The organism is Bradyrhizobium tropiciagri (assembly GCF_001189845.1).
Classification (GTDB): Bacteria; Pseudomonadota; Alphaproteobacteria; order Rhizobiales; family Xanthobacteraceae; genus Bradyrhizobium; species Bradyrhizobium tropiciagri.
Map to the genome: position 1 here is coordinate 1 of NZ_LFLZ01000114.1, position 18,777 is coordinate 18,777.

At 63.6% G+C, this 18,777-nt stretch carries 15 protein-coding genes and 3 pseudogenes; 13 read left to right on the top strand and 5 right to left on the bottom strand.

All coding sequences use genetic code 11. The features are described from left to right. Positions 1-389: 389 nt before the first annotated feature. On the bottom strand, positions 390-914 hold the full coding sequence (locus tag AKN84_RS42085) for a MarR family winged helix-turn-helix transcriptional regulator (RefSeq protein WP_050426221.1): 525 nt from the start codon (positions 912-914) through the stop codon (positions 390-392). An 82-nt stretch (positions 915-996) separates the two neighbouring features. Here AKN84_RS42085 and AKN84_RS42090 point away from each other — a divergent pair. The 4 genes and pseudogenes from AKN84_RS42090 to AKN84_RS42105 all read left to right on the top strand — a co-directional run bounded on the left by AKN84_RS42090 (position 997) and on the right by AKN84_RS42105 (position 4,892). Continuing rightward, positions 997-2,198: pseudogene (locus AKN84_RS42090) on the top strand (cytochrome P450). A gap of 36 nt (positions 2,199-2,234) precedes the next feature. Beyond that, the gene (locus AKN84_RS42095) at positions 2,235-3,461 is read left to right on the top strand and encodes an ABC transporter substrate-binding protein (protein ID WP_050426222.1); all 1,227 of its coding nucleotides are present in this window, start codon (positions 2,235-2,237) and stop codon (positions 3,459-3,461) included. A gap of 331 nt (positions 3,462-3,792) precedes the next feature. Further along, positions 3,793-4,206, top strand: coding sequence for a hypothetical protein (locus AKN84_RS42100; protein ID WP_050426223.1), 414 nt, complete (start codon positions 3,793-3,795; stop codon positions 4,204-4,206). A 125-nt stretch (positions 4,207-4,331) separates the two neighbouring features. After that, a complete protein-coding gene (locus AKN84_RS42105) occupies positions 4,332-4,892 on the top strand; it encodes a hypothetical protein (RefSeq protein ID WP_050426224.1) in 561 nt (186 codons plus the stop codon). A gap of 21 nt (positions 4,893-4,913) precedes the next feature. Here the strand turns inward: AKN84_RS42105 and AKN84_RS42110 are convergent, their stop codons facing one another. Then, a complete protein-coding gene (locus AKN84_RS42110) occupies positions 4,914-6,188 on the bottom strand; it encodes an NAD(P)/FAD-dependent oxidoreductase (protein ID WP_050426225.1) in 1,275 nt (424 codons plus the stop codon). A gap of 115 nt (positions 6,189-6,303) precedes the next feature. Then, entirely contained in the window at positions 6,304-7,710 is a 1,407-nt protein-coding gene (locus AKN84_RS42115; protein WP_050426226.1) for a DHA2 family efflux MFS transporter permease subunit, read from the bottom strand. A gap of 175 nt (positions 7,711-7,885) precedes the next feature. Here AKN84_RS42115 and AKN84_RS42120 point away from each other — a divergent pair, with 175 nt between their 5' ends. Both AKN84_RS42120 and AKN84_RS42125 read left to right on the top strand, forming a co-directional pair. Further along, positions 7,886-8,194, top strand: coding sequence for a hypothetical protein (locus tag AKN84_RS42120; protein WP_050426227.1), 309 nt, complete (start codon positions 7,886-7,888; stop codon positions 8,192-8,194). A 20-nt stretch (positions 8,195-8,214) separates the two neighbouring features. Continuing rightward, positions 8,215-9,110: pseudogene (locus AKN84_RS42125) on the top strand (sigma-70 family RNA polymerase sigma factor). A 189-nt stretch (positions 9,111-9,299) separates the two neighbouring features. On the opposite strand, the gene AKN84_RS42130 reads toward AKN84_RS42125, so the two are convergent. Beyond that, complete coding sequence (locus tag AKN84_RS42130) at positions 9,300-9,848, bottom strand: hypothetical protein (protein ID WP_050426228.1); 549 nt, start codon at positions 9,846-9,848, stop codon at positions 9,300-9,302. A 391-nt stretch (positions 9,849-10,239) separates the two neighbouring features. On the opposite strand from AKN84_RS42130, the gene AKN84_RS42135 reads away from it, so the two are divergent. The 7 genes and pseudogenes from AKN84_RS42135 (at position 10,240) to AKN84_RS42165 (ending at position 17,205) form a co-directional block, all read left to right on the top strand. Continuing rightward, entirely contained in the window at positions 10,240-11,412 is a 1,173-nt protein-coding gene (locus AKN84_RS42135; RefSeq protein WP_050426229.1) for an ABC transporter substrate-binding protein, read from the top strand. Positions 11,413-11,640: 228 nt separating this feature from the next. Next, on the top strand, positions 11,641-12,558 hold the full coding sequence (locus tag AKN84_RS42140; RefSeq protein ID WP_050426230.1) for a branched-chain amino acid ABC transporter permease: 918 nt from the start codon (positions 11,641-11,643) through the stop codon (positions 12,556-12,558). Continuing rightward, a complete protein-coding gene (locus AKN84_RS42145) occupies positions 12,555-13,502 on the top strand; it encodes a branched-chain amino acid ABC transporter permease (RefSeq protein ID WP_050426231.1) in 948 nt (315 codons plus the stop codon). Before AKN84_RS42140 ends, AKN84_RS42145 begins: the two co-directional genes overlap by 4 nt. Next, positions 13,495-14,262 (top strand): ABC transporter ATP-binding protein, encoded by a 768-nt coding sequence (locus tag AKN84_RS42150; RefSeq protein WP_050426232.1) that lies wholly within the window; start codon positions 13,495-13,497, stop codon positions 14,260-14,262. Before AKN84_RS42145 ends, AKN84_RS42150 begins: the two co-directional genes overlap by 8 nt. Before the next feature lie 145 nt (positions 14,263-14,407). Continuing rightward, positions 14,408-14,997, top strand: a pseudogene (locus tag AKN84_RS42155) (ABC transporter ATP-binding protein). Between the two features lie 207 nt (positions 14,998-15,204). Then, a complete protein-coding gene (locus AKN84_RS42160; RefSeq protein WP_050426233.1) occupies positions 15,205-15,747 on the top strand; it encodes a hypothetical protein in 543 nt (180 codons plus the stop codon). 99 nt (positions 15,748-15,846) lie between these two features. Next, on the top strand, positions 15,847-17,205 hold the full coding sequence (locus AKN84_RS42165) for a lipase family protein (RefSeq protein WP_128971656.1): 1,359 nt from the start codon (positions 15,847-15,849) through the stop codon (positions 17,203-17,205). A gap of 18 nt (positions 17,206-17,223) precedes the next feature. Here AKN84_RS42165 and AKN84_RS42170 read toward each other — a convergent pair whose 3' ends face one another. After that, positions 17,224-18,660, bottom strand: coding sequence for a glutamine synthetase family protein (locus AKN84_RS42170; protein ID WP_050426235.1), 1,437 nt, complete (start codon positions 18,658-18,660; stop codon positions 17,224-17,226). Positions 18,661-18,777 lie beyond the last annotated feature (117 nt).

Genomic DNA, 18,777 nt, shown 5'->3' on the forward strand with positions numbered 1-18,777 from the left:
GGGAGAGGGGTGCCGCACGGCACACGCTCTCAATATGCATTCCGGCGATACAGCCACGCGAACCTGCGAAAGCGATGTTCCCATCGATCATCTCGCCCGGGGCACCCCTCTCCCCAACCCTCCCCCGCAAGGGGGAGGGAGCCTGACCAGTGTGCTCTCCTGACCCGAGCGAGACGTTACAAGTCTTGGCATGGGACCTGACGCCACACCTGCTCGCCTTTTTAGTTGCCATGGCAACTAAGCTGTGCGAATTTCCACCCATAGGGACAGGGCCGGTCAACGGCCTCGCATTTGGGAGGATCATGTTGCGCAGCAGCGCGCGAGCAGCACGCATGGAAGACCGGGCGAATACCGCGGTGGCGCCGGGCGCCGCCGGCGGCACGGCGTTGTCAGGTCGTGCTTTGCCCGGTCACGGCGCCGAGATTTTCGTGCAGCCGGCGCAGCAGGTCGATCAGCACCTCGCGCTCGTCCTTCTTCAGGCACGACAGCAGCCGCCGCTCCCGCTCCAGCGCCGCGACGATGACCTTGTCATGGACGGCGCGGCCGCGCGCAGTCAGGGTGATCGAATGGGTGCGGCCGTCGTCGGGCGCGGTCCGGATCGTCAGCAGGCCGCGCTTCTGCAGCGCCGCGAGGTTGCGGCTGACCGGCCCCTTGTCGAAGCCGATCACCTGGCAGATCCGGGAAGCGGGAATCCCCGGCTCGATCGCGAGTTGCGAGATGATTCGCCACTCGGTGACGTTGACGCCGAAATTCTTCTGGTAGAATGCGGTGGCGCTGTTCGACAGCTTGTTGCCGATGAAAGTGATGAACGCCGGCACATAGCGATTGAGGTCCAGCAGCGGGCCATCAATGGCATCTGCGGGATCGGCCGGTCTCGGCCGGCGGGGCTTTCGGGGGAGGGGCTGGCTGCTCATTTCTCAAATCATCGCTGCGAAACTGCTCGGGAGCAAGTGACATGCGGCCCGTGTTGACAAGATCCAACCTCGGGAGGTCCTGATGACTGCAACAGCAGGGACATCCGTCCCGCATCTCGACGTCGATCCGTTCGCGCTCGAATTCTTCGCTGATCCGTTTCCCACCCACGAACGGCTGCGCGAGGCCGGGCCGGTGGTTTATCTGGACAAGTGGAATGTCTATGGGGTGGCGCGCTACGCGGAGGTGTACGCCGTCCTGAACGATCCCGCCACGTTCTGCTCCAGCCGTGGCGTCGGCCTCAGCGACTTTTCCAAGGAAAAGCCGTGGCGGCCGCCGAGCCTGATCCTGGAGGCCGACCCGCCCGCCCACACCCGCACCCGCACCGTGCTGAGCTCGGTGCTGTCCGCGACCGTGATGAAGCAGCTCCGCGGACGCTTTGCCGCCGCGGCGGAGGCCCGCGTCGATGCGTTGCTGGAGAAGCGCAGGTTCGACGCGATAGAGGACCTTGCGGAAGCCTATCCGCTCTCGATCTTCCCGGATGCGCTTGGCCTGAAGCCGGAGGGCCGTGAGCATCTGCTGCCTTACGCCAGCCTGGTGTTCAACGCCTTCGGGCCGCCGAACGAGCTGCGCAAGCAGGCGATCGAGCGCTCGGCGCCGCACCAGGCCTATATTGCCGAGCAGTGTCAGCGCGACAACCTCACCCCGGGCGGCATCGGCGCCTGCATCCACGCCCATGTCGACAGCGGTGCCATCACCGAGACCGAGGCGCCGCTCCTGGTGCGCTCGCTGCTGTCGGCCGGTCTCGACACCACCGTCAACGGCATCGGCGCCGCCGTCTACTGCCTCGCCCGCTTCCCCGACCAGTTCGAGAAGCTGCGCAACGATCCGACCTTGGCGCGCAACGCCTTCGAGGAAGCGGTGCGGTTCGAAGTCCGGTCCAGACCTTCTTCCGCACCACGACCCGCGACGTCGAGCTCAGCGGGGCCAGCATCCCCGAAGGCGAGAAGGTGCTGATGTTCCTGGCTGCGGCCAACCGCGATCCGCGCCGTTGGGAAGCGCCCGATAGCTACGACATCACGCGCCGCACGTCGGGGCACGTCGGTTACGGTTCGGGCATTCACATGTGTGTCGGGCAGCTCGTCGCCCGCCTCGAAGGCGAGGTGATGATGGCGGCATTGGCGCGTCGGGTCGCCAGGATCGAAATGACAGGCGAACCGAAGCGCCTGTTCAACAACACGCTGCGCGGGCTGGAGAAGCTGCCGGTCGAAATCACGCCGGCCTGACGCCGGCTGCGGAAACAACGCAAGGGAGGGGACACGATGAGGGGCTTTGGGGTTGGACGATTTAGCATCAGACTTGCGCTGGCATTGGCCTGCGCCGCGGGCAGCGCGCGCGCGGAGATTTCCGGCGACGTGGTGCGCGTCGGTGTGCTCAACGACATTTCCGGCATCTTCCAGGACACCAACGGTATGGGCTCGGTGGAAGCCGCGCGGATGGCCGCGGAGGATTTCAATGGTGGCGGCAAGGGTATCAAGGTCGAGATCGTCTATGCCGATCACCAGAACAAGGCCGACGTGGGCTCTGCGATCGCGCGCAAATGGCTCGATGTCGAAGGCGTCGACGCCATCGTCGACGTGCCGAACTCGGCGGTCGGGCTCGCCATCAACACCATGCTGCGCGATAGCAGGATGACGTTCCTTGCGTCATCGACCGCAAGCTCCGATCTCACCGGCAAGGCCTGCTCGCCCAACACTATTCAATGGGTCAACGACGCCTGGGCGACCGGCAACACCACCGCGGCCGCGATGATGCAGCGTGGTGGCAAGGACTGGTACTTTGTCACGGTCGACTATGCACTCGGCAAGGGCATCGAAGCCGAGGCGACCAACTACATCGAGAAGCACGGCGGCAAGGTCTTGGGATCGAGCAAGCATCCGCTTGGCACCTCGGACTTCGCGTCCTTCCTGCTGCAGGCACAGAGCTCGAAAGCCAAAGTGATCGGCCTCGCCAATGCCGGCGGCGACACCATCAACGCGGTGAAGCAGGCCGCCGAGTTCGGCATCCAGCAAGGCGGCCAGACCATGGTGGCGTTCCTGCTGTTCGTGAACGACGTCCACGGCATGGGCCTGAAGGTCGCGCAGGGCCTGCAATTGCTGGAAGCCTTCTACTGGGACATGAACGATGACACTCGCGCCTTCGCAAAGCGCTTCGCCGCGCGGCCAGGCATGAACGGCAAGATGCCGAGCGGCAACCAGGCCGGCGTCTACGCTTCCACGCTCGCCTACCTCAACGCCGTCGCCGCGACCGGCAGCGACGATGCCAAGGTGGTGGTGCCGCAGATGAAGACCTTCAAGGGCACGGACAAATTGTTCGGCGACACCACGATCCGCCAGGACGGTCGCGTCATCCACCCGATGTATCTGTTCGAGGTGAAGAAGCCGGAGGAGTCGAAGTACCCCTACGACTATTACAAGCTGATCGCGACCATTCCGGCTGAGCAGGCGTTCCGGCCGCTGGCCGACGGCGGATGCTCGCTGGTGAAGTAATGTCGAATCTGCGAGCGGCATCGCAGCTCGCCTCTGCGTAGCGTTCGACAGTCTCCTGCAAGGTGAGATCATATCGCGGAACGCTGGCTCCGTTCGTCGTTCGGGCGAGGCCGCAGGCAATCTATCGAATGTCCAATCAATGCGTCCTCGGACGTTAGTATTGCGCGAAGAGGGAGATTGCATTGAGGACAGACCATGTCTGTCATAATCGGGCGAGCCGGGTCGTCACTCTTGAAGTTGCTCTTTGGTTGCATTTGCTGTACATTTCTATCAATGCGCTGCGATTGAAATAATTTGCGAAAGAATGCTTCGTCGCCAGTGAGTAGTCGATATGAACAGGTTCCACTTCACGACGATAATTTGCCTCTCGAGTTCTGCCGCGTTGGCGCTCGATGCGTCTGAGATGTCTTCCCTGCGAGACACCATTCACGAGATATGTGTGTCACCGGACCGCACGGGCGACTACCTGAAAACGGAAGGAGAAATCAGCGTCGGTTCACCGGTGTTCGTGAGGCTCGCGGGTGGAAAGCTTTCCGGCAAGTTATCCTATGAGAAGTGGCACGGCATTTCGATTGTCGCAGACAAGTACAAGACTGACCCACGTCAGTGTGCAATTGAGATACTCAAAATATTGCGGCCCGCAATGCATTCGGATGCGGTCAATCAATCGACTTCCGGACCAAACAGCCCCAACATCTCTGGCAACAGCGGTACGATCAACTTCAATGCGTCGCCAGCTAAGTGAGGCGCATCGCATCTATATTGTTCGCTGCGACAACCTGTGTCGGTGCCGTAAGTCAGCAGAGCCATGGGCCGTGCAGCCCGAATATTGCAAATAATCGCGGCACCATATCGCTCATCTGCAACATCATGCCCTACAGCGATAGGGGAGTCGCCAAGCAGCTCAAGTTTGTTGAGCTGAACTTCCCGCGAAACAATCTAGATGATAAAGACACGCCGAAAATAGTCTCCTTGGTCGATCAACTCCAGGGTCTCGATCAAGAGATCGTATATCTCCGCTTGGTTATCTATGTCGGCGCGGGGTTTGGGTTGCAGGATGTGCCAAAGGAGAGGGCGATAAGAGCGGGCGTCGTATTCGATCTGCAGGCTGATCAAAATTCGGTACTGGACGGTTTCGGAGGCGACGCCTCAGGATACGAGCACGCCTATTCGATTGAACTCGACAAATATCGCGCTCAATGGGGCGCGGTTCGGTCTTCAACGCTGCTCTTTCCCAAGCTGGGGAACCCGTTTTTTGACGTGCACTACATGAAGAGCATTTCCTTGGACGGGCTAGCAAAGATAAGAATATCTGAAATTCAGGGATCTCAATTCATTGAAATTCTGCCCGTCAGACCGTTCGGCGATCTGTTGGCAAAGTACGATGCGGTGCGACGACGGATACCCAAGTTGAAAAGCAACGAATTCTGAGGACTGAGGTGACAGCCGCGACTACTGCGCGACCTTGCTGCTGCCTTGGGTGATCAGCCGCGCGGCGCGCTGGTCGCGGGTGTGGATCCAGAGCCAGTTCATCGCCACGGCAATCCGGTGGCGCACGCCGATCAGGAAGTAGATGTGGGCGAGGCCCCAGATCCACCACGCCAGTGAGCCGCGCAGCTTGAGCCAGCCGAAATCGATCACCGCCTTCTTCTTGCCGATCTGGGCGAGGCTGCCGGCATGCTTGTAGCGGAACGGCGGCAGCGTCTTGCCGTCGAGCCGGGCCTTGATCAGGGCGGCGACGTAGCGCCCCTCCTGCTTGGCGGCCGGCGCGATACCGGGCACCGGATTGCCGTCGGGGCCCTTGATCGTGATGGTGTCGCCGACCGCGAAGACATCGGGATGGCCGGGCACGGTCAGATCAGCCTCAACCTGCAGCCGATGGGCGCGATCCGCCGGCGCGTTCAGCCACTCGGCGGCGCGCGAGGCGCGCACGCCGGCGGCCCAGACGATGGTGCGGGCCTCCAGCCGCTTGCCGCCGAACACCACGCCGTCGGCCGAGCATTCGGTGACCGGCTCCCCTAGCATCACCTCGACGCCGAGTCTTTCCAGCGATGCTTGCGCATAGGCCGAGAGATCGTCGGGGAAGCCGGCCAGCACACGCGGCCCGGCCTCGATCAGCACCACGCGCGCCTTGCGCGTGTCGATGTGGCGGAAGTCCTGCGGCAGGGTGTCCTTGGCGAGGTCGGCGATGGTGCCGGCCATCTCGACGCCGGTCGGCCCGGCGCCGATGATGACGAAGGTCAAGAGCGCCGCGCGCTTGTCGGGATCGGTTTCGCGCTCGGCGCGCTCGAAGGCGACCAGGATGCGCCGCCTGAGCGTGGTGGCATCCTCCAGCGTCTTCAGGCCGGGCGCGAACGGCTCCCATTCGTCATGGCCGAAATAGGCGTGGCGCGCGCCGGTGGCGAGGATCAGTGTGTCGTAGGGAATGCTGCCGCCATCGTCGAGCTGCACCTGCTTTGCCGCCGCGTCAACACCGCAGACATTGGCGAACAGCGTCGTCACCTCGGGGCGGTCGCGGAGGAGATAGCGGATCGGCCAGGCGATCTCGCTGGTCGCAAGCGAAGCGGTCGCGACCTGGTAGAGCAGCGGCTGGAACAAATGGTGGTTGCGGCGATCGATCAAGGTGATCTCGACCGGCGCGCCGCGAAGACCGAAGGCGGCTTCCAGTCCGCCGAAGCCGGCGCCGACGATCACCACGCGATGAGGTTTGGCCGGCGCTTGCGTCATCTGATGTCGCCCTCGGTTTCGAACGGCTTCGTCGCTTGATTATGTATTCATTCGCGGCCTCATTCCAATATGAATTGCTTGATCGCCCGATAGCGAAACCCAATCGCTGCGCGTCTCACGCGTCCTGCGGCGCGGCCTTGGCGACGACCTGCCGCCGCATCGGCAGGAACAGTCCCGCGACCGCGCCGGCGAATGACAGCATTGCCGCAAGGCTCATCGCCGCAGCGAATCCATTGCTGAAATGTCCGGACGAATCGGCCGCGCCGTTGGCGACGAAGCTCGCCACCAGCGAGGCGATGCCGAACATCCCGCCGAGGAAGCGGCCGATGTTGAAGATGCCCGACGCCTTGCCCATTTCGCTGACCGCAACGGAGCTCAGCACCGCGTTCTGCGCGGCCGGCATCGCCATCGACACGCCGACGCCGGCGAGCACCAGCGGCGCGACCAGCGCCGAATAGGACACCGTGGGGCTCACGATCTCGCCGATCCAGCCGAGCCCGATTGCCTGCATCAGGAGGCCGGTGACCACGAGTGTGCGCTCGCCGAAGCGGTTGACGACGGCGCCTGCGATCGGCGCGGTGACGAACAATGTCGCGGTCCACGGGATCAAGCGCAGCCCGGCGCCGAAGGCGTCGAAGCCGAGCACGATCTGCAGGAACTGCGGCAGCAGGAACAGCACGCCATACATCGCGGCGTAGAACAGCACGCTCGCCGCCATGCCGGATGCGAATGGCCTGGCCACGAACAGCCGCATCGGCACCATCGGGCTCGTCGCTCGCAGCTCCCACAACACGAACGTTACCGTCAGCGCGACGCCGGCGACCAGCGCGCCCGTCACCTCCGCGCTGGCCCATCCGACGCTGTTGCCGCGCAACAGGCCCCAGACCAGCGCCAGCGCCGCCAGTGCGACCAGCGTCAGTCCGGTGACGTCGAGCGGCGCTGCGGGTCCAAAGCTCTCGCGCAGCCGCGCCAGCACGAGACCGATCGCGACCAGGCCGATCGGCAGATTGATCCAGAAGATCCAGCGCCAGCCGAGATGCTCGGTGATGAAGCCGCCGATTGCGGGGCCGATGATCAGCGCGCATCCGGTGATGCCGCTGAAGATGCCGAGCGCGCGGGCACGCTCCTCGCGGCCGAAGGCGCCGCTCAGGATCGCCATCGCCAGCGGCATCACCAGCGCCGCGCCGGCGCCTTGTAAGGCGCGCGCGGCGATCAGGGAAGCGGCGTTGCCGGCCAGCGCGCAGGCCGCGGACGCCACGACAAACAGGCCGATCCCGGCCGCGAACATGCTGCGCCGCCCGAAACGGTCGCCGAGCGCAGCACCCGTCAGCAGCAGCACCGCGAAGCTCAGATTGAAGGCGTTGACGGTCCATTGCAGCGTCTCCACGGTGCTGCCGAAATCGGCGCGGATGGTGGCGAAGGCCGTGGTCATGATCATGGCGTCCAGCGCCATCATGAAGGATGCCAGCGCGGTGAGGCCGAGCACCCAGCGCTGTTCGGTGCGCTGTTCAGGGGTTTGCATGGTGGTTCTCCTTGACGTGCCGCGGGGCTTGCGGCGCGCTTCGCCGGCAAGGACGAACCGGGACGGGCAAAGGATGCGGCCAACAATTATTTTTGCCGGGCCGCATCCTTTGGCGGTCCGCAAACGTCCTTGGGTCTGACGCGGCCGGTTCGGGCCGCAAACCAAGGAGGTTGCGATGCGACGAACCCTGATCAGGTACAAGACCAAGCCCGAGATGGCGGAGAAGAATGCCGCGCTGGTTGCGGCTGTCTTCGCCGAACTGAAGGCGGCGAGCCCCGATGGCGTGCGCTACATGACGCTGCGGCTGGAGGACGACACCTTCATCCACATGGTCGAGACCGCGGCCGACGACGGCTCGAGCCCGATCCCGAAACTGGCCGCGTTCCAGGCCTTCCAGGACGGCATCCGGGATCGTTGCGCCGAGCCGCCGCTGGTTCGCAGTGCGGTGATTGTCGGGAATTATCGTATGCTGGATGAGCCGTGAACCGAGTTGGCGGAGCCATCATGACGTCACCACCCCAAGCGCCGGCCGCGACCGACGTCGAGGCGTTGCTGGCGACGATGCGGCCAAGGCTGCATCGCTACTGCGCCCGCATGGTCGGATCCGTCATCGACGGCGAGGATGTGCTGCAGGACGCGCTGATCAAGGCGATGCAAGCCTTCGCGTCCGCAGCCCCGATCCAGAACCCGGAAGCCTGGCTGTTCCGGATCGCGCACAACACCGCGCTCGATTTCCTCAGGCGGCGCAACCGCCAGGACGCGCTCCACTCTTCGGAGGAGGTGGACATGATGGCCGCAGAGCTTGACGATGTCAGCCGCCGCGAGATTGCGGCAAGCAGCCTGCGCACCTTCATGCGGCTGCCGGTGGCGCAGCGCTCCAGCGTGATCCTGGTGGATGTGCTCGGCTGCTCCCTGCAGGAGGTCTGCGGCATCATGGATTTCAGCCTGCCCGCGGTGAAGGCCGCGCTGCATCGCGGACGCAGGCAATTGCGCGCGTTCGCCCGCGAGCCTGATGATGCGCCGCGGCCCGGCCTGTCGGCGGATGATCGCGTCAGGCTGAACGCCTATGTCGGCCGCTTCACGCCCGCGACTTCGACGCCATCCGCGCCATGATCGCCGATGATATCAGGCTCGAGCTCGTCAACCGGACGCGGCTGAACGGCAAGGCCGAGGTGTCACGCTACTTCGGCAATTATGCGAAGATCAGTGACTGGCACCTGGTGACCGGCCAGGTCGAGGGACGTCCGGCGATCCTGGTGTTCGATCCCGACGCTCTGGACGCGCCGCCGCGATCGTTCATGCTGCTCGACTGGTCGGCCGACAAGGTCGCGACGATCAGGGACTTCCGCCACGCGTCCTATGCGATCGACGGCGCCGAATGGGCGGTGGATGAAGGGTGAGCGCGCCGCGGCTTAGCCTCTGTGATGCAGCGACCGCACCACAAACTCAGTGTCGTCCCGGGCTTGACCCGGGACCCATAACCACCGCTCATTGTGCGAGCGAGCTGGGGCCACAGCTCACTTCGACTACACAAGGCTGTGGTTATGGGTCCCTGCTTTCGCAGGGACGACAACGGAGAGAGGGGGCCGCTAGCGCGTCTTGCCGCCGAATTCGCCGCTGGCAATCCGCGCCACGCGGCTGCCGGATGCGGCTGGTGGGCTGTTTCGTTCGAACATGCCGTCGCCGCCGCTCTCGCGCGGCAAGGACGACGCTTCATTGACGTGACCGCTGCCGCGCCAGAACGTCAGGACGAGGTTCATGACGCCATTGACGGCCGTGCCGACCACCGTTGCGGTGTGCTGATAGGTCAGCGCGTATTCGGGAAATCGTCCAGCAACGGCCCTGTCGAGCACCATGAGGGCGATCCATGCCGCCATCACGCAGACCGGATCCCATCCGATGTCACGCACCCGCATCGACTGCAGCATGAAGCAGACGACGAGCATGCCATAGAAGGAAAAGATCAAGGCGGGGCTGCTCGCCGCCTGCGCCAGCAGCACGTCCATCCTGCCGCTCGCCGGTGCGTTGCCCGTGATGCCGTAGACCAGCATCAAAAAGCCGAGGCCGGTCACGAACGTGCAGAAGAAGAAGGCCAACCGGCCCATCCGGGCATTGAAGCCGAAGATGTAATTCAGCATGTGACGCACCCCTTTGGCGGCAGCCTCGCCCGGTGATGCTTTCCGGACCATGAAGCCCGCGGGCGGGTGCGGGCCTGTGGTTTCCAGCTGCTTTACCGGATCGCTAAAGCCTGCTGCACTGCGCGCCGGGCACGTTGGCGGGAGCCGGGCCCTGCGACAATCGTTGCCCACGCAACCGGCATTATATTTCTTGCCATGGTCGATTTGGGCGAATTATGATGCACGGTGCTGGGGTATGCGCCGAAGGTTCTAATCGAGGGCCGTCGGTTCATGCTTGCTGCACAGTTGCGATATCGCGCACAAAACACGTCACAGAACGACGCGCGCAAAGCGTGACCCCCGGGCGCCTGATCGAGCCTCGCGGGATCTTTGGTTGAGGAGGGGAGTGAATATGAAAAAGGCATTTTGGCTGGCAGGCGCCATGGCTCTGGCGCTCGCGCAGCCTGCGACGGCGGCTGACAGCGTCAAGATCGGCTTCGTCTCGACCTTCAGCGGTCCGACCGCCGTGATTGGCAACGACATGCGCAATTCGTTCGAGCTCGCGCTCGACCATCTCGGCCGCAAGATCGACGGCAAGCCGGTCGAGGTGATCTACGAGGACGACCAGCAGAAGCCTGATGTGGGCAAGCAGAAGACCGAGAAGCTGGTGCAGTCCGACAAGGTCGACTTCATCGTCGGCTACATCTGGTCGAACGTGCTGCTGGCGTCGCTGAAGACCGCGGTCGATTCGAAGACCTTCCTGATCTCCGCCAATGCGGGTCCGTCGCAGCTCGCCGGCGAATTGTGCTCGCCTTACGTGTTCTCGACCTCCTGGCAGAACGACCAGACGCCCGCCGCGATGGGGCTCTACATGAACCAGAAGGGCGTCAAGTCGGTGTTCCTGATCGGACCGAACTACGCCGCCGGCAAGGACATGCTGGCGGGCGTGAAGAGCACCTTCAAGGGTGAGGTGGTCGGAGAGGAATACACGGTGTGGCCGAGCCAGCTCGACTTCTCCGCCGAGCTGACCAAGGCGCGCAACTCGAAGGCCGAGTCGATCTTCGTGTTCTATCCCGGCGCCGCCGGCGTCCAGTTCCTGAACCAGTACGCCCAGGCCGGCATCAAGGCGCAGATCCCGCTCTACACCGCCTTCACCGTCGACGAATTGTCGCTGCCACTGCAGAAGGACAACGCGATCGGCATTCCCGGCGCGCAGGAATGGGTCAACGACCTGCCGAACGCCGAGAACAAGAAGTTCGTCGAGGACTATCGCAAGAAGTATCCCGGCCTGCGCCCGACCTATTACGGCGCCCAGGCCTATGACGCCGCCCAGCTGATCAACAGCGCCGTCGTCGCGGTGAAGGGCGACCTCACCAAGAAGGATGCGATGAAGGCCGAGATGGAGAAGGCCAACTTCAAGTCGCTGCGCGGCCCGTTCAAGTACGGCAACAACCACATCCCGATTCAGAACTTCTATCTGCAGGACGTGGTCAAGGACGCCGACGGCCAGCTCTCGTTGAAGACGGTCGCGACCATCGTCAAGGACGACCAGGACAAGTTCCACGACAAGTGTTCGATGAAATGATCTTTTGCGCCGTGTTGGCGCGCAGCTTGCTTCTCTTCACCTCGCCCCGCTTGCGGGGAGAGGTCGATTGCGAAGCAATCGGGTGAGGGGGACTCTCCACGAGTCCGGTCTGCGGAGGCAGCCCCTCACCCCAACCCTCTCCCCGCAAGAGCGGGGCGAGGGAGAACGCGCAGCGTGCAATGCGCGGACACCCCATCCCCGCTTCGCTCAAGGTGACGTAGCCTCACGATGTATCTTGTCGTCGAACAACTGCTGAACGGCCTGCAATTCGGCCTGCTGCTGTTCCTGCTGGCAGCTGGCCTCACGCTGGTGTTCGGCATCATGGACTTCGTCAATCTGGCGCACGGCTCGCTCTACATGATGGGCGCCTATTTCGCGGCGACCTTCGTGGCCTGGACCGGCAGCTTCGTGCTCGGCGCGCTGATGGCGCTCGGCGCCACGCTGCTGCTCGGCATCGTGCTGGAATATGTCGCGCTCAGGCATCTCTATGGCCGCGACCATCTCGACCAGGTGCTGGCGACGTTCGGCCTGATCCTGTTCTTCAATGACGCGGTCCGGCTGATCTGGGGCCCGGCCGGCCTCGCGCTGCCGCTGCCGGCCTGGCTCACGGTGCCGGTGCAGATCATTCCCGGCGTCTATTATCCGGCCTACCGGCTGATGATCATCGTGGTCGCGATGGCGGTCGCCGCAATGCTCTATCTCGTCGTGATGCGCACCCGCGTCGGCATGCTGATCCGCGCCGGCGCCTCCAACCGCGAGATGATCGGGGCGCTCGGCATCAACATCAAGCTGCTGTTCACGCTGGTGTTCGGCTTGGGGGCCGCGCTCGCCGGCCTCGCGGGGCTGATGCAGGCGCCGATCCTCACCGTGCAGATCGGCATGGGCGAGAACATCCTGATCCTCGCCTTCGTCATCATCGTGATCGGCGGCATCGGCTCGATCCGCGGCGCCTTCATGGCTGCGCTCTTCGTCGGCATCATCGACACCATGGGCCGCGCCTTCCTGCCGGACCTGCTGCGCAAGGTGCTGAGTGGGGCGGCGGCTTCCACCGCGGCGCCGGCGCTGTCCTCGATGCTGATCTATCTCCTGATGGCCATCATCCTTGTGCTGCGTCCCGAGGGGCTGTTCCCGGCGGCTAAACGATGAAGCCCAAGCTCAACGCCTCCAATGCGGTCGCGGCGCTGATGTGCGCCGCGCTCATTCTGCTGCCGGTCTATTCGGCAGCCACCGGCAATATCTTCATCCTCACGCTGTTCACCCGCATCGTGATCTTTGCGCTGGCGGCGGCGAGCCTCAATCTGATCATGGGCTATGGCGGCATGATGAGCTTCGGCCATGCTGCCTATCTCGGCATCGGCGGCTATGCCGTCGGCATCCTCGCCGCCGAGGGCATCGGCTCCGGCTTCATCCAATGGCCGGTGGCGCTTGTGGTCTCGGCGCTGTTTGCGCTTTTGATCGGCTCGCTCAGTCTGCGCACCCGCGGCGTCTATTTCATCATGATCACGCTGGCGTTCGCGCAGATGGCTTATTACGTCGCTTCCGCGCTGTCGCGCTACGGCGGCGACGACGGCCTCACCGTCTACAAGCGCAGCGATTTCGCCGGCCTGATCAACCTGTCGGACCGCAACCAGTTCTATTACCTCTGCCTCGCCTGCCTGTTCGGCGGCCTCTATCTGATCTGGCGCATCGTCAATTCGCGCTTCGGGCTCGTGGTGCAGGGCGTCCGCTCCAACGAGCAGCGCATGCAGGCGATCGGCTTCCATGCCAACCGCTACCGGCTGGTCTGCTTCGTGATCGCAGGCACGATCTGCGGGCTTGCCGGCGCGCTGCTCGCCAACAACACCGACTTCGTCAGCCCTGCGGTAATGTACTGGACCCGCTCCGGCGACCTGATGGTGATGGTGATCCTCGGCGGCATGGGCTCGCTGTTCGGCCCCGTGATCGGCGCGATCGTCTATCTGCTGCTCGAAGAGCTGCTGTCGCAGTTCACCGAATATTCCGGACTGATCCTCGGCCCGGTGCTGCTGCTGATCGTGCTGTTCGCGCGCGGCGGCATCATGGGCCTGCTCGGGAGGATGCGCCGTGGCTGATCCCTTGCTCCGCGTCGACAATCTGGTGCGCCGCTATGGCGGCATCACCGCGACCGACAATCTCTCGATGGAGGTGGTGCCCGGCGAGCTGCACGCCATCATCGGCCCGAACGGCGCCGGCAAGACCACGCTGATCAGCCAGCTCACCGGGCAGGTGATGCCGAATTCCGGCACCATCCGCTTTGCCGGCCGCGATGTCACGGGCCTGCCGTCCTACAAGCGCTCCAGGCTTGGGCTGGCGCGCTCGTTCCAGATCACCTCGCTGCTCAAGGACTTTTCCGCAATCGACAATGTGGCGCTGGCGGCGCAGGCGCATGATGGCCACTCGTTCCGCTTCTGGGGCAATGCGCGCAAGGAGCGGCATCTGCGCGACACCGCGCGGGCGGCGCTGGAGCGCGTCGGTCTCGGCAAGCGCGCCGATATCATGGTCTCGCAATTGAGCCATGGCGAGCAGCGTGAGCTCGAACTCGCGGTCGCGCTCGCCACCAAGCCGCAGCTGTTGCTGCTGGATGAGCCGATGGCCGGGCTCGGCGTCACCGAATCGGCGCGGATGGTCGCGCTGCTCAAGGAGTTGCGCAAGGAAGTGACCATCGTGCTGGTCGAGCATGACATGGAGGCGGTATTTGCGCTGGCCGACCGCATCACGGTTTTGGTCTATGGCCGCGTCATCGCCTGCGGCGTGCCGGATGCGATCCGCAGGGATGAAGAGGTCAAGCGCGCCTATCTCGGCGAGCAGCATGCGGTAACGCGTCATGGCTGAAGCAAAATCGGCTGAATCGAAAACTGCTGAAACGTTGCTCGAAGTCGATGGCATCGAGACCTGCTACGGGCTGAGCCAGGTGCTGTTCGGCCTGTCCTTGCAGATCAAGTCGGGCGAGATGGTCGCGCTGATGGGCCGCAACGGCATGGGCAAGACCACGACCATCCGCTCGATCATGGGCCTGACGCCCGCGCGATCAGGCGCCATCCGCTTCGCCGGAGAGGCAGTGCGCGGCCTGCCGTCCTACAGAATTGCAAAACTCGGCATTGGCCTCGTGCCGGAAGGCCGCCAGATCTTTCCGAATCTCACGGTGCGCGAAAATCTCGTCGCCGCATCCGGCAATCGGCTCGGTGCCTCCGATCCGTGGACCATCGACAAGATCCATGCGCTGTTTCCGCGGCTCGCCGAACGCACCAGCAATATGGGCGTCACGCTGTCGGGCGCGAGCAGCAGATGCTCGCGATCGGCCGCGCGCTGATGACCAACCCGAAGCTCCTCATCCTCGACGAGGCGACCGAAGGCCTCGCGCCTTTGATCCGCGACGAGATCTGGAGCTGCCTGTCGATGCTGAAGGGACGCGGGCAGTCGGTGCTGGTGATCGACAAGAACGTCGGAAACCTCGCCCGCATCGCCGACCGCCACTACATCATCGAGCGCGGCAAGACTGTGTGGAGCGGCACCAGCGAGCAACTGCTCGCCGAGCCCGATCTGCAGCACAAGTATCTGGGGATTTGAAGCAGAGCTCCCCTCGCGTCTTGGTTGTCGGAGCGGCTGGCAGGCTCCACTTCCAGTAGCGAACCACTCATATTGACTGTAGAGTGACTAAATCACGGGTAGTGAGCGATTGGGCGCTCGCGCCGTTCGATCCAGCGACGCAGCCGTGCCATGAATTCTGAGCCAAGATCATACTCAAAAGTATCGTTCTGGAGATGGGCGCTGCTGTTGCTCATTGTGCTCACATTCCTTCCAGAAATCGTCGTCCTTGCAACCTCGGCTGTTGCGAAGCTGAAGGGCTGCCAGGCCGGCAGCAATGTAACCTGCGAGATCGGGCCGAGCTCGGCCGGCGAGATTATCCGGAGTGCGCTCGAAGCCGGGTCCCTTGTCGGCCTCCGATTCAGCGACGGCTTGGCGGCGATATGGCTGGCGCTGGGTTGCTTCCTGATCTGGAAGGGCTGGAAGCGTCTCTCGAGCCGATTGTTGCTTGGGCTCGCCATTAGCCTGATCTGCGCTTTCGTACCCTATTTCGGGCCGATGTTGTCGATCGGATCTCTGGTCAACCCGAACTGCAATCCCAATGAGGGCGGCATCGGTCCCTGTATGATCTATGGCGGAAATATCGGCTTCGTCGCCCACGATTCCGTGCGGCTGGCGTGGCGGATCGCCGACGGTGCACCGATAGCTCTGGGCATTTTCGGCATCTATGCGATTGTTGTCATTGGCGTTCAGCTGATCTCGAGACGAGCCGCGCCACCGCCGGGCGAGTAGGGACGTTCCTGCTTGGTTCACGGGGGATATTGTCAACCATGGGTTGTTGTGTTTTGATGCACGCATAGATTGACGATTTATTTTCCGGAGGTAGCCTCCATGCGATCCAACCCGGCTTGGTCGATATTGAAGCTCGTCGCAATCGCGACGCCCCTGGTTGCAGCGAATGTTGGTCCGGCGACGGCGCAGTCCGACGGACGTTATATTCAAGCTTCGTTTGTCTACAATTACGCAAGATACTACGCGCCCTACGCGATCCAGGCGTCTGCGGCTTACCTGCCCGTCGACGAATTCAATGCCCGGCGCGCGACGCCCGATGCGGATGGCTACGCCGCGGATGTGAACTACGCCGTAAAGACGATATTCCCCGACGAGAAGGTGATGCCGCGGGCGCGAGAAGCCTTCAAGCGTTGGCGATATCAGTTCGGAAGCGACAGCTATCTCACTTGCATTGATTCGTCCGACGCCGATTGCCTTGCCGCCTACAACAACAGAGGCTGGAGTATGAGCGGCGGCCCGGCTTTTCAGGTCTGGGCTCGCGCGCGCTCGGCGAAGGTAGAGCAGGGTGCCTGTAGCGAGGTTAGTATTGCATTTCGCGGAACGGTTGGAGCGTCGCTTGGAGATTGGCTCTCCAACGTGGACCGGTTCGGTTCGCCCTATGATGACTACTACCATCAGCTGCGCCGCAACGTCGACGCCATCATCAAGTCGATCCAGAATCTCGATTGCTACAAGCGAGCCGCCGTCAAGCCGCAGATCGTTTCGACGGGGCACTCTCTTGGTGGCGGCCTCGCGCAGCTCGCGGCTCTGGCCACCAAGTTGAAGGGGCCGCGAATATCGAAGGTGTTCGCGTTCGATCCTTCGCCGGTCACCGGAGCGCATCTGGTCGACCAGTCACTGCGGGAATCGAATGCGGCCGGCCTGACAATCGACAGGATCTACCAGGAAGGAGAAGTCCTGTCCTATGTACGCAGTGCGGCCCAGCAATATCCGCCCACAAAGTCGAAGTGCAATCCGTATGTCCGAACGGTCAAGGTCGACGCACTGCCACCCGGTAGCGCGATTCAGCTTCATGGAATGACTGGCATGTCTACCCAGCTGGTGCAGCTGTCCTACTATGGCGAGACGCAGCTTGCCTATGAAGCACCGCCCGGAGGCTGCAAGGACATCAGATATCGTGCCCCGGTCACCGACCAGGACGAAGTGCTGGTTTCCAGCGTTTCGCAGCGCCCGACGCTGCTGGCGGCAGTCCGCAAGAAGCTGCGCGGCGGAAGCCAGTTTGCCGGATCGAGCTCGCTTGGAAGGCCGTATGATGGTTCGACGGCTGAGCTTGCAATACGAGGAGCTCCCGCCGCGTCCGCCAAGCGGACGCGGGCATCTCAGCGTCCGGATTCTCGCGAAGTCTTCGCGCAGGTCGGAGGCGCTCTTGCCTTCGAACCTCTGCAGAGAGCGGAGTAGGCGGATAATTTTTGAGCCTCAAAACATCTCGAAATATTCGCGCTGCTCCCAGTCCGACACCTCGGCCTGGAAGCGCTCGATCTCCGCGTTCTTGATGAAGACGTAATAGTCCACGAACTCCGGCCCCAACGCCCCGCGGAAGAACGGGTCGTCATTGAGCGCGAACACCGCTTCGCGCAGCGACTTCGGCAGCAGCGCGGCCTTGGTCTCGTAGGGCGTGTCGGCGGACGGGCCGGGTTCGAGCTTGCGATCGACGCCGTCGAGGCCGGAGAGGATCTGGCTTGCCATGTAGAGATAGGGATTGGCAGCCGGCTCGCCGATCCGGTTCTCCAGCCGGGTCGCCGGATCGTTCGGACCGCCGAGCACGCGGATCATGACGCCGCGGTTGTCGCGGCCCCAGATCGCGCGGTCCGGCGCCAGCGAATAGGAGCGGTAGCGCTTGTAGCCGTTGATGGTCGGCGTCGTGAACACGGTCGAGGCGCGCGCATGCTCGATCAGGCCCGCGAGCCAGGCGCGGCCGAGCGGGCTTAGCGGCTCGCCGGTCTCCTTGGCCATGAAGACGTTCTCGCCGCCCGTGCGCGACACCACCGACTGATGCAAGTGCCAGCCGCTCGCGAACACGTTCGGCAGTTTCGGCCGGCACATGAAGGTGGCGTGATAGCCGTGGCGGCGCGCGATCTGCTTCACCGCGGAGCGAAACAGCACCATGATGTCGGCCGGTGCGAGCCCTGTGGTCGGCGCAAAGGTGAACTCGCACTGGCTCGGGCCGAACTCGACCTCGACCGTGCGCAACGGCAGGTCGAGCGCGATGACGTCGCGGCGGATGATCTCGAGCGCCGGCTCCATCAGGTCGTAACGCTGCTCGGTGAGGTACTGATAGCCGTGCGACAGCAGGCTGACCGACGGCGGCCGGCCGGGCTGGCCGGCATCCTCCGGCGCCATATGCGCGTCGTCGAGCTTGAACAGATGGAATTCGACCTCGAGGCCGGCGACGAAATCGTAGCCGCGGCCACCGAGCTGATCGAGCACCTTGCGATAGAGGTTGCGGGTCGCGAACGGCACCGGCCGGCCGTCGCTGAAATAGAGGTCGCATAGCAGCCAGCCGGTGTTTTGCGCCCAGGGCAGCACGCGGAACGTGGTGGGGTCGGCGACCATCAGCACATCGGCCGCGCCCTCCATCTCCTTCATGCCGAAACCGCCGCCTGACGTGAACACCGGAAACACCGTCTTGTGCGAGGTGTCCTTGGCGAGCATCGTCGTGGTGATCGAGCAGCCGCCTCCGAGCGAGCGCACCGCTTCGCTCGCGATCAGCGTCTTGCCGCGCAGGATGCCGTGCTGGTCGGGGAATGACAGGCGGATGACCTCGAGGTTCTTCTCCTCGACGATGCGGCGGAGGCGTTGCGCGGCCTCCTTCTGCTCATCCGACCACAGGCCGTGACGCTCGACGAAGCTCAAGGTGTCACTCCCTTGCTTCTCCCTCGCCCCGCTCTTGCGGGGAGAGGGTCGGGGTGAGGGGCTCTCTCCGCCGATTCAGTTTCTCGATAGACCTGTACCCCCTCACCCGGACTCTCA

What these genes read in the sequence shown, in the direction of transcription:
- AKN84_RS42165 (WP_128971656.1), top strand. Translation starts at nt 15,847, where the DNA reads ATGCGATCCAACCCGGCTTGGTCGATATTGAAGCTCGTCGCAATCGCG.
- AKN84_RS42135 (WP_050426229.1), top strand. Translation starts at nt 10,240, where the DNA reads ATGAAAAAGGCATTTTGGCTGGCAGGCGCCATGGCTCTGGCGCTCGCG.
- AKN84_RS42110 (WP_050426225.1), bottom strand. Translation starts at nt 6,188, where the DNA reads ATGACGCAAGCGCCGGCCAAACCTCATCGCGTGGTGATCGTCGGCGCC.
- AKN84_RS42120 (WP_050426227.1), top strand. Translation starts at nt 7,886, where the DNA reads ATGCGACGAACCCTGATCAGGTACAAGACCAAGCCCGAGATGGCGGAG.
- AKN84_RS42095 (WP_050426222.1), top strand. Translation starts at nt 2,235, where the DNA reads ATGAGGGGCTTTGGGGTTGGACGATTTAGCATCAGACTTGCGCTGGCA.
- AKN84_RS42130 (WP_050426228.1), bottom strand. Translation starts at nt 9,848, where the DNA reads ATGCTGAATTACATCTTCGGCTTCAATGCCCGGATGGGCCGGTTGGCC.
- AKN84_RS42115 (WP_050426226.1), bottom strand. Translation starts at nt 7,710, where the DNA reads ATGCAAACCCCTGAACAGCGCACCGAACAGCGCTGGGTGCTCGGCCTC.
- AKN84_RS42140 (WP_050426230.1), top strand. Translation starts at nt 11,641, where the DNA reads ATGTATCTTGTCGTCGAACAACTGCTGAACGGCCTGCAATTCGGCCTG.
- AKN84_RS42145 (WP_050426231.1), top strand. Translation starts at nt 12,555, where the DNA reads ATGAAGCCCAAGCTCAACGCCTCCAATGCGGTCGCGGCGCTGATGTGC.
- AKN84_RS42105 (WP_050426224.1), top strand. Translation starts at nt 4,332, where the DNA reads ATGCCCTACAGCGATAGGGGAGTCGCCAAGCAGCTCAAGTTTGTTGAG.
- AKN84_RS42085 (WP_050426221.1), bottom strand. Translation starts at nt 914, where the DNA reads ATGAGCAGCCAGCCCCTCCCCCGAAAGCCCCGCCGGCCGAGACCGGCC.
- AKN84_RS42100 (WP_050426223.1), top strand. Translation starts at nt 3,793, where the DNA reads ATGAACAGGTTCCACTTCACGACGATAATTTGCCTCTCGAGTTCTGCC.